Below are 12,825 nucleotides of genomic sequence, written 5' to 3' on the forward strand. Positions count from 1 at the left end.
AAATCCTTTTATTTCAACAGCTTAGAAACTTTGAACTTCCCAACCCCATGCAAATTGCAATGAACGGCTGGATGCAGCGGGTTTTATGCATTGACCGACGATGGATTTGTCCATGAACTTTTATTTAGTAAGCCTTCGATCATTTCTTGGCAAAATGCTGCACTACGTTGTGAATACCTAATCAGGCCTGCCTTATGACCCGCATCTTGACCATCGAAGACGACGCCGTGACCGCACGGGAAATTGTCGCCGAACTGAGCAGCCACGGGCTCGACGTCGATTGGGTCGACAACGGTCGAGAGGGACTTGAGCGTGCGGTCAGCGGCAACTATGACCTGATCACCCTCGACCGCATGTTGCCCGAGCTCGACGGCCTGGCGATTGTCACCACCTTGCGCACCATGGGCGTGGCCACGCCTATCCTGATGATCAGCGCCCTCTCCGACGTCGACGAACGTGTACGCGGCTTGCGCGCCGGGGGCGACGATTACCTGACCAAACCCTTCGCCACCGATGAAATGGCCGCCCGGGTCGAAGTCCTGCTGCGCCGGCAGAACACCGTGACGGCCCAGGCGACCACGCTGCGGGTGGCAGACCTGGAGCTGAACCTGATCAGCCACGAAGCCAGCCGCGACGGCCAGTTGCTCACCCTGCTGCCCACCGAATACAAACTGCTGGAATTCCTGATGCGCAACACCGGGCAGATCCTCTCGCGGATGATGATTTTCGAAGAGGTCTGGGGTTATCACTTCGACCCCGGCACCAATTTGATCGACGTGCATATCGGCCGCCTGCGCAAGAAAATCGACCCACCTGGCAATGTTCCATTGATTCGAACGGTGCGAGGCTCGGGTTATGTCATTGCCGAACCCGTCTAAAGGCTGGCGTTCTTCGACCAGTCGCCTGCTGGCCCTCTACAGTGCGTTGTTCGTGGCCTGGAGCGGGATTCTCATGGGGGTCATGTATTACGAGGTGTCCGCTTACCTCGACAACCTGGCCAAGCACTCGCTGATGCAACGCCAGCATCTGTTCTCGCACTTCCAGGGTGATCAACTGACGGACGCCCTTGCCGTCAGCATGACCTTCGACATCCGCGGCATTGACGCCTACGGCCTGTTCGATGCCGAACATCGTTATCTCAGTGGCGCCCTGCGCCACATTCCCAAAGGCCTGCCGCTGGACGGCAAGATTCACATGCTCAACGACTGCGCCGAGTCCGACGACCCGACCCTGCCCGTCGACAGCTGCGACGCGGTGGCAACCCAGACGAAAGATGGTCGCTGGCTGATCCTGGTGCGGGACAACGGTTCGTTGTTTGCCGTGACCCGGATCATCCTCCATGCCTTGTTCTGGGGCGTGACCCTGACCATCTTGCCGGGCATCGTCGGTTGGCACCTGTTGCGCCGCCGACCGCTACGGCGGATTCGCGCGATCCAGGGCAGCGCCGAAGCCATCGTCGCCGGGGACCTTACCCGGCGTCTGCCGCTGTCCAACCGCCGCGATGAACTGGACATGCTGGCCGCCATCGTCAACGCCATGCTCGAACGCATCGAGCGCTTGATGAACGAGGTCAAGGGCGTGTGCGACAACATCGCCCATGACTTGCGCACCCCGCTGACCCGCCTGCGCGCGCAGCTCTATCGCATGCAACAACAGGCCGGCGAAGGTTCGCCGCAAGCGACGCAATTGGACGCGGTGTTGGCCGAGGCCGATACCCTGATGGCGCGTTTTCGCGGGCTGCTGCGGATTTCCGAACTGGAGGATCGCCAGCGCCGGTCCGGTTTCGTGCAATTGGACGCGGTGTCCTTGCTACAGGAACTGCATGAGTTTTATCTGCCGTTGGCCGAGGACGATGGCCTGACGTTTGAACTGCAACTGCCCACATCGCTGCCTTCGCTCAATGGCGATCGCGCCCTGCTGTTCGAAGCGGTGGCCAATCTGTTGAGTAACTCGATCAAATTCACCCCACCCGGTGGCCAGGTGATTCTGCGTGGGGTCAATGAGAACGGGCACACCCGGATCGAAGTACTCGACTCCGGCCCCGGCATTGCGGAGGCTGAACGCGAGGCGGTGTTCCAGCGCTTCTACCGCGCAGAGGCGGGCAATCAGAAAAGCGGTTTCGGCTTGGGGCTGTCGATCGTCGCGGCGATTGTCGGCCTGCACGGCTTTACCCTGGAGGTCGGCACCAGCGAACTGGGTGGCGCACGGTTGGCGATCGATTGTCGGGAGAGCCTGATTGCCCCGACCTGATACAAATCTGCAGAACTGACACAGGACCTGTGGGAGCGGGCTTGTGTGGCGAGGGGATTTATCCCCGTTGGGCAGCGAAGCGGCCCCGGCATTCCTTCAGGCATACCGAGTTGGCTGGCTCTGCGACTGCTTCGCAGCCGAACGGGGATAAATCCCCTCGCCACATTCTATGGTTGAGGGCTTCCCCTCAACCATAGAATCTCCCACAGCGGATCTGTAGTGTTTGTCAGGCCGGGTAATTGGCCCGCAGGGCCTCAAGCCCGCCCTGATAAATCCCGGTAAACAACGCCACCACTTCCTCATCGCTCACACCCACCGGCTCAAACCGACCGGACCAGGTCACCCGGGCGCCCTGCCCCTGCGCTTCAACGCGGATCGTCGCCAGATAATCAGTGGCCGGAAACGGCGCCTGCAAGATCGAGTAGCTGTAGGTCTTGCCATCGTTGTCGAACGCTTGCAGACGTTCGATCACTACCGCGCCGTCCGCCGTCTGCAGGCTGCGCACCCGCCCGCCTTCGCTGAGCTCGCTCTTGGGAATGAACGGCAGCCAGTCCGGCAGCGAATTGAAACCGCCGATCAAGTGCCAGACCTGATCGGCCGAGGCCGGGATGTCGATGAATGCTGATGCAGTTGCCATGTAATGCTCTCTCTTGATTGTCGGGGTCAGATGGCCAGGCTGTCGACGACACCGCCATCGACTCGAAGCGCCGCGCCTGTGGTAGCCGAGGATAGTGGCGAAGCAATATACGCCACCAGGTTGGCCACTTCCTCGACATTCGCCACGCGCTGGATGATGGACGTCGGCCGCTCCTTGCGTACAAAGGCGTCGGCTTCTTCCTGGACGCTGCGCCCGGACGCGGCAATGGCATCCTTGAGCATCAGCTCCACGCCGTCGGTCAATGTCGGGCCCGGCAGGATCGCATTGACCGTTACCCCGGTGCCCGCCAGCCGCTTGGCCAGTCCGTGGGACACCGCCAGGTTGGCGCTTTTGGTCACACCATAGTTGAGCATGTCCGCAGGAATCGCGATTCCGGATTCCGAAGACAGGAAAATCACCCGCCCCCAGCCCTGCTTGACCATGTCCGGCACGTAATGCCGTGCCAGGCGCACACCGGAGATCACGTTGACCTCATAGAAGCGCGCCCACTCGCTATCGGGTGTGTCGAAGAAATCCACTGCGGCATAGATCCCCAGGTTGTTCACCAGAATGTCTGCCCGCGGTTCGGCGGCGAACAGTTTTTCCGCGCCTTCAGCCGTCCCGAGATCCGCCGTGAGCCCGCGCACTTGTGCGCCGGGCACCTGCTGGCGAATGCTCGCCAGCGCCTGCTCGACCTTGGCCGCCTCGCGGCCGATCACCACCACCGTGGCGCCGGATTCAGCCAGTGCCTTGCTGATGCCAAGACCAATGCCGGCAGTGCTGCCGCTGACAATGGCCAGTTTTCCACTCAGATCGATTTTCATGCTCAAGCTCCAGTGATCGGCAACGGTGCGCGCTCGGACACCAGCTTCGCGTCGCGCAACGCTTGCCAGAAAGCGGCGGGAATCACCGCCGACAGTGCGGCCACATCTTCGGCAATCCGCTGCGGGCGACTGGCGCCTGGAATCACCGCTGCCACGGCCGGGTTGGCCAACGAAAACTGTAATGCTGCCGCTTTGATGTCGACACCATAGGCCAGCGCAATGCGCTTGATCTGCTCGACCTTGGCGACAATCGCCGGGCTGGCCTTCTGGTATTCGAAGTGTTCGCCACCCGCCAGAATGCCCGAACTGTATGGCCCGCCAACCACGATTTCGACGTTCTGCGCCAGTGCCGCGTCCATCAGACGCTGCAAGGCACGATCATGGTCGAGAAGAGTGTAGCGACCGGCCAACAGAAAACCGTCCGGCTGCGCTTCACTCAGATCAAGGGTCAATTCGCACGGCTCGACTTTGTTCACCCCTAGGCCCCAGCCCTTGATCACGCCTTCTTCGCGCAAGCGGGTCAGCACCTTGAAGGCACCAGTGCGGGCCTGGTTGAAGTATTCCAGCCATTGATCGCCGTAGAAGTCCTGGGCGATGTCGTGCACCCAGACGATGTCCAGGCGATCGGTTTCCAGGCGCTTGAGGCTGTCTTCGATCGAACGCAGGGTCGCATCGGCGCTGTAGTCGTTGACGATCTTGTTCGGGCGACCATGCTCGAACACCCCGCTCTTCTCCCCCAGATCGCGGGCGGCGGCGTCTTCGACCTCGTCGAGAATCACCCGGCCGACCTTGCTGCTCAGTACATAGTCATCGCGGTTGTAGCGCGACAGCGCCTGGCCGAGGCGAATTTCCGACAGGCCCGAACCGTAGAACGGCGCAGTATCGAAATAACGCACGCCGGCATCCCAGGCGGCGTGCACGGTGGCTTGCGCCTCCTCTTCAGGGATGGCGCGGAACATATTGCCCAGAGGGGCGGTACCGAAGCCCAGCGCGCCGGGCAGTTTGTCTTTCAAGCTCATAAGTGAAACCTCTCGAATCAGGAAAACCTGTAGGAGCAGATCCTAGATTGCGACGTTCGGACCGTCCAAGACATAATATGCAGCACTTGAGTCCCTGGAGGTCTTACATGATTGACATCCGTCAATTGCGCTACTTCGTCGCCGTCGCCGAGGAAGAACACGTCGGTCGCGCCGCCGAACGCTTGCATATGTCCCAGTCACCCCTGAGCCGGCAGATCGCCCAGCTCGAGGAACGCCTGGGCCTGACCCTGTTCGAGCGCAGCCAGCAACGCATCCGTCTGACGCGCGACGGCCAGACCTTCCTAGCCGAAACCCGCGCCCTGCTGACCCACGCCAATCGCCTGGAATCCCTCGGTAAACGCCTGGGGCGTGGCGAAGAAGGCGGCCTGTGCATCGGCTACATCGAAAACGCCATGCACGCCGGCATCTTGCCCAATGCCTTGCGCGTGCTGCGTGTAAGCCGCCCGAATGTGCATGTCGCGCTGTACAACCAGAGCTCCGCCGAACAACTCGAAGGCCTGCGTCAGCGTAGTCTGGATATCGCCCTGGTCAGTGAGCCGCCGACCGATGACGACCCCGACCTGCTGGGTTTCCAGGTGCTGGATGACCCAATGTTGCTGGCCCTGCCCGAACATCACCCGCTGGCCAGACAGGCACAACTGGCCGCCACCGACCTCGCCGAACAGGAATGGATCGGCGTTCAGCACCAGAATGTCACCGGCCGCGAGAACTTCGTCAGCGCCTGCATCCGCGCAGGCTTCACCCCTGATATCCGCATGGAAGCCACCGGCCCTTTCACTGCGATGGCGCTGGTAGCGTCAGGGCTGGGCATCGCCATGATTCAGAAAGGCTTGAGCCGTAACGCACCGCCGGGCGTGGTGCTGCGGGAAGTGCCATGGATTCCCCTCACCCGGCCGCTATGGGCGGCGTGGCACCGAATCAATCTGCGGCCGTTGGTGGAGAATTTCAGGAAGGTGCTGACGGACTCTGAACCCAGCGCATAAAACTGTGGGAGTGGGCCTGCTCGCGATCGCGATCAATGCAACGCCTGTCCTCGCGTCTCCCGCATCGACAAGGGTGAGCATTCGGGCGGTATTGCTGGCGTTTGATTTTTCCGAAGAAGAAATCGCCAATCTGCTGGCCTCTGCGCCATGCCCACGGGGAATCATTGGCCGAAAAAAACCTAGCAGTTTTGATAGTTCCAACTCGCTGCGTAAAAACCAATACTGAGCACCTGCCTGTTGGGCCTTTGGAGCACTCACCCATGCTATCGCCAGACGAATCCCTGCTATGCCAGTATCACTATGACGCTCTCGACCAATTGATCGGTCATGCGCCAGCGAACGAAGCACAGCATCAACGGTTCTATTGCAAAAGCCGCCTGGTTACCGAGATACAAGAAACGTTTCGTCATTCCATTGTCCAGTATGGTGAGTTGTTGCTGGCACAACAGCAGAGCGAGGGCGGCTCAGACAGCACCACGCTGCTAGCCATTGATCAGCAGCGCTCGGTATTGCAAACGTTCGCTCCGGACAATCACCGATACGCCATTGCTTACACACCTTACGGTCATCGCCCTGATGAGAGCGAATTGACCAGCCTGCTTGGATTCAACGGCGAGCGACCTGACCCGGTCACCAGGCGTTACCTGTTGGGGAATGGGTATCGGGCATTCAATCCTTTCTTGATGCGATTTAACAGTCCGGACAATCTGAGCCCGTTTGACAAGGGTGGATTGAATTCGTATGCATACTGCGCCGGGGATCCAGTTAACAAAACAGATCCCGACGGGCATATAGCGTTAGGTCCGGGCCTGAAAGCCTTACAGTGGGCAAGACGGGCGAAAACAAAAGTATTAAAGCGCAATGGCATATTCGACTTACACCGAGAAACTACTCCCTCGCCACATATATTAAAAACGGGTGTGTCTCCTGAACAAGCCATAAAAGCTCATTCGCAAATTAACGCCCTGCAGTATGAGACCTCTACAAGCCTTGCTCAAAACATTGCATTACAAAAAGAACTGAATATTCCACCAGCACAACGCTCTCCCAGCCAAAATGAGCGTCGCTGGCTGGTCGAACACCTGTATAGGAAAATAAACGATTCAACCACAACCCCTATGCGTGGCAATTTCGCAAGCAATGAGCTTCTTCGCCTATCGAAACAGGAACTCCCCGACGCCCGGCCAAATGGAATCGGCCTCCAACAAGCTCAATCAACAATTTTACAGTACCTGGATGCTTTTCATGCAATCGTTGCAACCCATAAAAATCCGAATGCCGAAGCATTTAGGTTTAAAGCGAATCAAATCAGACACGCCCACTTTGAGCGCATTTAGTTTTTGTATCGTTGGGGAATTTTGAACACGCAAACCGGAGGGCAAGACATCATTGATACCGCGCTCGAACGATTTACAGTCAGGGCACGGTCGAGCGCTTACCAACCCTCTCGCCAAAGGTTTAGTGCTTTACTGAAAAGATTATGCAACCTGTGAGAATCCACCATGAACCGCAACGACCTGCGACGCGTGGACATGAACCTGTTGGTGATTTTCGAAACGCTGATGTTCGAGAAGAACCTCACTCGGGCCGGCGAGAAGCTGTTCCTCGGCCAGCCTGCCGTCAGTGCGGCACTCGCGCGGTTGCGCGATCTGTTCGACGACCCGCTGCTGGTGCGTAACGGGCGTGTGCTGGAGCCGACACCGCGGGCGTTGGTGATTCTCAAGGAGTTGCAACCGGCCATGGACACCATTTCCGGCGCGGTGAGCCGGGCCAAGGATTTCGACCCGTCCATCAGCCGCGATGTGTTTCGCATCGGCCTGTCCGACGATGCCGAGTTCGGCCTGTTTCCGCCATTGCTCAAACAGATTCGCGATGAAGCGCAGAACGTCGTGGTGGTGGTGCGCCGGGTCAATTACCTGTTGATGTCGTCGATGCTTGCCAGCGGTGAGATTTCCGTGGGCATCAGCTACACCACGGAGCTGCCGGCCAACGCCAAGCGCAAGAAGCTACGGGACCTGAGCGTCAAGGTGCTGCGTGGCGATGACCGGCCGGGCGCCCTGACCCTGGATGAATTTTGCGAGCGTCCCCATGCGCTGGTGTCGTTTTCCGGGGACTTGAGCGGCGCTATCGACAATGACCTGGCGCGCATCGGCCGCTCCCGGCGTGTGGTCCTGGCAGTGCCACAGTTCTCGGGCCTGCGCGCCTTGCTGGCGGGCACTGACATGCTGGCCTCGGTGCCCGACTATGCGGCCTGTGCGCTGATCGATGGCAGCAGCCAGCTGCGCGCCGACGACCCGCCCTTCGAGATCGTGCCGTCGGAACTGTCCATGGTGTGGAACGGCGTCAACGATAACGATCCGGCAGAACGTTGGTTGCGCTCGCGAATAGTGGAGCACATGTCGGCGCCACTGCCGGGGCATTGAGCGCGTTGAAGTGCGGGTCGGTCTCGCGCAGGTAGATCGGCAGGTCCGTCATCGGCGGCATGGCCGGGATTTCGAAGTACATCTGGATCACCCAGCCACGGTGATAGCTGGCGTGATTGACCACGTGCAGCAACATCGCGCCGGCCGTCATGGTGCCGCTTTCGCCGGAAACGAAAGTGAACCTCAAGGGTTTGTCCAGCGAGGCATCGGTTTGCCGTGCGCTCCAGTTGCAGTACCAGCGATCCACGTCCTGTTGCGCCAGGCGCAGCACCGCCAGTTCAGGGTGCACCAGGTCATGGGAGGTCTTGAAGCCGTGCCCTCGGCCTTCGAGGTGAGCCTGCCAGATACAGTCCACCACATAGATGTGATTGAGCGTGCCGATCATGTTCTTGAAGACGCCGGCGCGTTCTTTTTCGACTTCACCTGGCGGCAATAGCGCCAGGTTGTCGAAGAGACGCTGGTTGGCCCATTGTTTGTAATCGGCAAGCATGCGGGCAGTGCGTACGTTGATCATCAGATGTCTCCGATGGCGAAGAGCACGTCTTCCAAGGATAGCGCTATCTGCGCTCAGCGGCGTGGGCGCTGATTATCGGTCACCCTCGCCCTTGCACTTGTGGCGAGGGGATTCATCCCCGTTGGGTTGCGAAGCAACCGCGAAACCTGCAACTGCGGTACCCTCACGCACATCGCATTTGCAGGAATTACGACTGCTTCGCAGCCGAACGGGGATGAATCCCCTCGCCACAAAATCTTCGACAGTTACCTATCCAGCGCCCCCATTACGTGCTCGGCCAGCGCCAGGCAACTGGTCAGGCCCGGCGATTCGATGCCGAACAGATTGACCAGCCCCGGCACCCCATGCTCGGCCGGGCCACTGATGCGAAAGTCGGCGGCAGGCTCGTTCGGGCCGCTTATTTTCGGGCGAATGCCACTGTAGGCCGGTTGCAGGCTGTCATTCGGCAAGCCCGGCCAGTAACGGCGGATCGCTGTGTAAAAGCCGTCGGCCCGGGATGGATCCACCCGGTAATCGACCCTGTCGACCCATTCCACATCCGGCCCGAAACGCGCCTGGCCACCGAGGTCGAGGGTCATGTGCACGCCCAGCCCGGCGCTTTCCGGCGCCGGGTACACCAGGTGGCGGAACGGCGCGCGGCCGCTGAAACTGAAGTAACTGCCCTTGCACAACCGCGCCTGGGGAACGTATTGCCGTGGCAGGCCAGTAATGCGGCTCGCCACCTCCGGCGCGGACAATCCCGCGCAGTTGATCAGCTCGCGGCAGCTCAAGGTCATGGGCTCGGTGCCGCCCACGTGCAACTCGAAACCCTCTTCAGTACAACGGACCGACATCAGCGGCGTATGAAAGACCAGCGACGCGCCCCAGGCTTCGGCATCAGCCTGCAGCGCCAGCATCAGGCCATGGGAGTCGACGATGCCGGTGGACGGCGACCACAGCGCCGCAACGCAAGACAACTCAGGCTCCAGCGCCTGGGCGTCCTCCAGCCATTGCAGGTCATCGACGCCATTGCGCCGGCCCTGCTCCAGCAAACCCTGCAAGGCCACACGCTGCGCATCATCGGTGGCGACGATCAACTTGCCCAGACGCTGATAGCTGACGCCGCGCTCGTCGCAGTAAGCGTAAAGGCGTTGCTTGCCCTCCACGCACAACTGCGCCTTGAGACTTCCGCTCGGGTAATAGATGCCGGCGTGGATCACTTCGGAATTGCGTGAACTGATCCCCACTCCAATCCCTTCGCCGGCCTCGACCAGGATCACTTCGCGCCCGCCCATGGCCAGGCTCCTGGCCACCGCCAGCCCGACCACACCAGCCCCGACCACCACACAGTCGACATCAACGCTCATCAAACCAGCCCTCGCTCCCGGTAATCGATCAGGCTGGAGAATATCGCGCCGCGCCCGCGCTCGCCCGGCGTCAACCAAGTGCCATTGACATCCAGCAACAGGTTTTGCCCGGTATCCAAACCGGCTTGAGCGCTACGGGCAAACTCCCTCAAATGAGTCGAGGCAGTACGCGAACACCTATTGGTTGAAGTTTTCCCGCCCAAGTGACATAAAACCCTGAAATCCTGACAGCCGACCAGATGCGATAACGCTTATATCGTTTGCGAATTATCATTATTCCAACGTGTCAACACAGAAACCTATGAACGATATCGCCCGCACGCCCGTCACCGAGTCCCCGTCCGACCCATCGCGCCTGATCGTATTCCTCGCCTACCCCGAAATGGGCCTGCTGGATTTGACCGGCGCGCAAACCGTATTCTGGGCGGCTTCGCGCTACCTCAACAGCAGCAATCTGCCCGGCTACAAACTGCAGACCGCCAGCTTGACCGGTGGCCTGATCCATACGGCGGAGGGCCTGGCCGTCGACACCGTGCCATTGAGCACGTTCAACGACCAATCGATCGACACGCTGATCGTTCCCGGCGCACCGGCCATTATCCTGGCGATGAACAACGTCTTGAGCCTGGTCGAGTGGCTTAAGCAGGCATCGACCAAAGCCAGACGCACCGCCTCGGTGTGCAGCGGCACGTTCCTGTTGGCCGAGGCCGGATTGCTCGAAGGTCGGCGTGCCGCCACCCATTGGGCGATGTGTGGCACGCTCAAGGAGCGCCATCCGTCCATCGAAGTCGACAACGATGCGATCTTCGTTCAGCAAGGTTCAGTCTGGACTTCTGCCGGGGTCAGCGCCGGAATCGACCTGGCACTGGCGTTGGTCGAAGAAGATTGCGGAAGAGAATTGGCACTGCTGACGGCGCGGGAGATGGTGGTGTTTCTCAAGCGCCCCGGTGGCCAGGCCCAATACAGCCAGTTGCTGCAATCGCAAACCAGCGAAGGTGCGGCCTTCGATGACCTTCACCTGTGGATCACGCAGAACCTGTCTGGCGCCAATCTCACCGTCGAGACACTCGCCCAACAGGTTCAGATGAGCCCGCGCAACTTTGCCCGGGTCTACAAACTCAAGACCGGCCGCACGCCGGCCAAGGCCGTGGAAGTACTGCGCGTGGAAGCTGCGCGACGACTGTTGGAAGATTCAGAGCGCAATATCGATCAGATTTCCCGGCTGTGCGGCTTTGGCGATGAAGAGCGCATGCGCCTGACCTTCCAACGCAACCTCGGGGTTTCGCCGCGGGACTATCGCAACCGTTTTTCGCGCTGAAAACCTGCCCGGGACAACGCAGGGGAACTCCTGACGACCGCCAGGCATCCTAAAGGGTGAGAGACTTCCTTTTTGCTTCACGTCTTCAGAGGACACCGTCATGCGCCGTCTGATTATCATTTCTTCCCTTTTGCTGTGCTTACCTGTCGGCTCCGCGATGGCCGATGTGGATGCAAAGGATGTCGCCACGTCGGCCGGGGTTTCCGCCTCGCTGTACTCGACATTCAAGGATGACAAACTGATGATCCCCGCCCGGGATGACGCCTCCAGCTTCGTGGCCAGTGGCGGCGCGATTCGTGGCGTTTATCTGGAGCAGGTACTGCAGCGGATTCGCCAACAGCATCCTGACCTCAACAGCGCCAGCGACGAAGACCTGGCTCGCGCCATCCTTGTCCAGGAAGGCGTTCCGGCTGGTCAGTAATGATATTAGCCAAGCACGACCGTGGAGCGCGGTGTTATTGATGGCCCCTTCGCGGGCAAGTCGAATCGTCGCACCGCCGCTCCCACAGGGTTAGCGCTTATCCTGTGGGAACGGGCGGTGGGGGGCCAAAGCGCACACTCAATCTATCGATAACGCGCCGCTGCCGTGGAATTGCCGAACAGCCCGGACAGCACCTGGCGCTGCGCTTCGTAGCGATCCCACTGCTCCCCGTCGTGTAATCCCGGAATGGTCACCACTTCCCCCCTCTCCAGCCCCACCAGCGCGGCATCGACCATGTCTTCGGCGGACATCACAATCTCCTGCGGCAAATTCTCCACCGGGTTGCCAGCCTCGCTCCAGAAGTCAGTGGCGGTCGCGCCCGGCAGCACGGCCTGGATACGAATGCCTTTATCCGCCAGTTCCCGGTGCATCGATTGGCTCAGGCCCAGGACAAATGCCTTGGTCCCGCCATACACACCATTGAGGATTTCCGGGGCGATGGCGACGATCGACGAGATGTTGACCACGGTTCCTGCACCACGTGCAACGAAGCCCGGGACCACGGCGTAGGCCAGGCGTGTCAGCGCGGTGATGTTGAGGCCGATCATGTCTTCCATGTCATCCACGGGGCTGCCGAGCAACGGCATGACCGCGCCAACTCCAGCGTTGTTGACCAACAACGTGATGCTCGCGTCACTTCGCAGTATCTTTTCGACCCGCAACAAGTCGGTTTTGTCTTTCAGATCCGCGGCGACCACTTCCACGTTACGGCCGGTCTGGTCGCTCAGCCGGTTGGCCAGCGTGACGAGCTTTGCCTGACTGCGCGCGACCAGGATCAGGTCGTAACCCTGCCGGGCGAGACGGTCGGCATACACTGCGCCGATGCCCGAAGAGGCGCCAGTGATCAACGCAGTGCCTTTGGAGGAGAGAGCCATGTTCATTTTCCTTCACAGTGAGGCGAGACAATCGCCGGTCAGGAACTGTTATAAATGGACTCGCGTCTGTCGCAAATGACGTTTAACCTACGTTTTCAGGACATCTATTTTTCGGACATCTGGTTTGAGGATCG

At 60.0% G+C, this 12,825-nt stretch carries 13 protein-coding genes; 7 read left to right on the top strand and 6 right to left on the bottom strand.

Annotated features, from left to right (window positions below; translation table 11 throughout):
- Positions 1–194: 194 nt before the first annotated feature.
- Together QLG10_RS09940 and QLG10_RS09945 are read left to right on the top strand one after the other, a co-directional pair.
- Complete coding sequence (locus QLG10_RS09940; protein WP_020796732.1) at positions 195–878, top strand: response regulator transcription factor; 684 nt, start codon at positions 195–197, stop codon at positions 876–878.
- A complete protein-coding gene (locus QLG10_RS09945; RefSeq protein ID WP_282487220.1) occupies positions 856–2,250 on the top strand; it encodes a HAMP domain-containing sensor histidine kinase in 1,395 nt (464 codons plus the stop codon). Before QLG10_RS09940 ends, QLG10_RS09945 begins: the two co-directional genes overlap by 23 nt.
- Before the next feature lie 226 nt (positions 2,251–2,476).
- On the opposite strand, the gene QLG10_RS09950 is transcribed toward QLG10_RS09945, so the two are convergent.
- The 3 genes from QLG10_RS09950 to QLG10_RS09960 are packed head-to-tail and all read right to left on the bottom strand — an operon-like array spanning position 2,477 to position 4,730.
- A complete protein-coding gene (locus QLG10_RS09950) occupies positions 2,477–2,887 on the bottom strand; it encodes an SRPBCC family protein (RefSeq protein ID WP_110750816.1) in 411 nt (136 codons plus the stop codon).
- A 26-nt stretch (positions 2,888–2,913) separates the two neighbouring features.
- Positions 2,914–3,711, bottom strand: coding sequence for an SDR family oxidoreductase (locus QLG10_RS09955; protein WP_110750817.1), 798 nt, complete (start codon positions 3,709–3,711; stop codon positions 2,914–2,916).
- A 2-nt stretch (positions 3,712–3,713) separates the two neighbouring features.
- On the bottom strand, positions 3,714–4,730 hold the full coding sequence (locus QLG10_RS09960) for an aldo/keto reductase (RefSeq protein WP_282487223.1): 1,017 nt from the start codon (positions 4,728–4,730) through the stop codon (positions 3,714–3,716).
- A 107-nt stretch (positions 4,731–4,837) separates the two neighbouring features.
- Here QLG10_RS09960 and QLG10_RS09965 point away from each other — a divergent pair, with 107 nt between their 5' ends.
- The 3 genes from QLG10_RS09965 (at position 4,838) to QLG10_RS09975 (ending at position 8,157) form a co-directional block, all read left to right on the top strand.
- A complete protein-coding gene (locus tag QLG10_RS09965; RefSeq protein WP_110750819.1) occupies positions 4,838–5,734 on the top strand; it encodes a LysR substrate-binding domain-containing protein in 897 nt (298 codons plus the stop codon).
- Between the two features lie 260 nt (positions 5,735–5,994).
- Positions 5,995–7,071, top strand: a complete 1,077-nt coding sequence (locus QLG10_RS09970) for an RHS repeat-associated core domain-containing protein (RefSeq protein WP_110750820.1) — start codon at positions 5,995–5,997, stop codon at positions 7,069–7,071.
- Positions 7,072–7,236: 165 nt separating this feature from the next.
- On the top strand, positions 7,237–8,157 hold the full coding sequence (locus QLG10_RS09975; RefSeq protein WP_110750821.1) for a LysR substrate-binding domain-containing protein: 921 nt from the start codon (positions 7,237–7,239) through the stop codon (positions 8,155–8,157).
- Here QLG10_RS09975 and QLG10_RS09980 read toward each other — a convergent pair.
- Positions 8,078–8,671: a DinB family protein gene (locus tag QLG10_RS09980; RefSeq protein ID WP_110750822.1), complete on the bottom strand. Its 594-nt coding sequence runs from the start codon at positions 8,669–8,671 to the stop codon at positions 8,078–8,080. The genes QLG10_RS09975 and QLG10_RS09980 overlap by 80 nt on opposite strands.
- Before the next feature lie 245 nt (positions 8,672–8,916).
- Positions 8,917–10,017: an NAD(P)/FAD-dependent oxidoreductase gene (locus tag QLG10_RS09985; RefSeq protein WP_110750823.1), complete on the bottom strand. Its 1,101-nt coding sequence runs from the start codon at positions 10,015–10,017 to the stop codon at positions 8,917–8,919.
- 301 nt (positions 10,018–10,318) lie between these two features.
- Between QLG10_RS09985 and QLG10_RS09990 the strand changes: the two genes are divergently transcribed.
- Complete coding sequence (locus QLG10_RS09990) at positions 10,319–11,335, top strand: DJ-1/PfpI family protein (protein WP_110750824.1); 1,017 nt, start codon at positions 10,319–10,321, stop codon at positions 11,333–11,335.
- Between the two features lie 100 nt (positions 11,336–11,435).
- On the top strand, positions 11,436–11,756 hold the full coding sequence (locus QLG10_RS09995; protein WP_033044188.1) for a DUF2388 domain-containing protein: 321 nt from the start codon (positions 11,436–11,438) through the stop codon (positions 11,754–11,756).
- Positions 11,757–11,899: 143 nt separating this feature from the next.
- On the opposite strand, the gene QLG10_RS10000 is transcribed toward QLG10_RS09995, so the two are convergent.
- Positions 11,900–12,691: an SDR family oxidoreductase gene (locus QLG10_RS10000; protein WP_282487230.1), complete on the bottom strand. Its 792-nt coding sequence runs from the start codon at positions 12,689–12,691 to the stop codon at positions 11,900–11,902.
- Positions 12,692–12,825 lie beyond the last annotated feature (134 nt).

Origin of the sequence: Pseudomonas sp. V98_8 (assembly GCF_029967975.1) — a bacterium.
Taxonomy (GTDB): Bacteria; Pseudomonadota; Gammaproteobacteria; order Pseudomonadales; family Pseudomonadaceae; genus Aquipseudomonas; species Aquipseudomonas umsongensis.

What these genes read in the sequence shown, in the direction of transcription:
- QLG10_RS09940 (WP_020796732.1), top strand. Translation starts at nt 195, where the DNA reads ATGACCCGCATCTTGACCATCGAAGACGACGCCGTGACCGCACGGGAA.
- QLG10_RS09945 (WP_282487220.1), top strand. Translation starts at nt 856, where the DNA reads ATGTCATTGCCGAACCCGTCTAAAGGCTGGCGTTCTTCGACCAGTCGC.
- QLG10_RS09950 (WP_110750816.1), bottom strand. Translation starts at nt 2,887, where the DNA reads ATGGCAACTGCATCAGCATTCATCGACATCCCGGCCTCGGCCGATCAG.
- QLG10_RS09955 (WP_110750817.1), bottom strand. Translation starts at nt 3,711, where the DNA reads ATGAAAATCGATCTGAGTGGAAAACTGGCCATTGTCAGCGGCAGCACT.
- QLG10_RS09960 (WP_282487223.1), bottom strand. Translation starts at nt 4,730, where the DNA reads ATGAGCTTGAAAGACAAACTGCCCGGCGCGCTGGGCTTCGGTACCGCC.
- QLG10_RS09965 (WP_110750819.1), top strand. Translation starts at nt 4,838, where the DNA reads ATGATTGACATCCGTCAATTGCGCTACTTCGTCGCCGTCGCCGAGGAA.
- QLG10_RS09970 (WP_110750820.1), top strand. Translation starts at nt 5,995, where the DNA reads ATGCTATCGCCAGACGAATCCCTGCTATGCCAGTATCACTATGACGCT.
- QLG10_RS09975 (WP_110750821.1), top strand. Translation starts at nt 7,237, where the DNA reads ATGAACCGCAACGACCTGCGACGCGTGGACATGAACCTGTTGGTGATT.
- QLG10_RS09980 (WP_110750822.1), bottom strand. Translation starts at nt 8,671, where the DNA reads ATGATCAACGTACGCACTGCCCGCATGCTTGCCGATTACAAACAATGG.
- QLG10_RS09985 (WP_110750823.1), bottom strand. Translation starts at nt 10,017, where the DNA reads ATGAGCGTTGATGTCGACTGTGTGGTGGTCGGGGCTGGTGTGGTCGGG.
- QLG10_RS09990 (WP_110750824.1), top strand. Translation starts at nt 10,319, where the DNA reads ATGAACGATATCGCCCGCACGCCCGTCACCGAGTCCCCGTCCGACCCA.
- QLG10_RS09995 (WP_033044188.1), top strand. Translation starts at nt 11,436, where the DNA reads ATGCGCCGTCTGATTATCATTTCTTCCCTTTTGCTGTGCTTACCTGTC.
- QLG10_RS10000 (WP_282487230.1), bottom strand. Translation starts at nt 12,691, where the DNA reads ATGGCTCTCTCCTCCAAAGGCACTGCGTTGATCACTGGCGCCTCTTCG.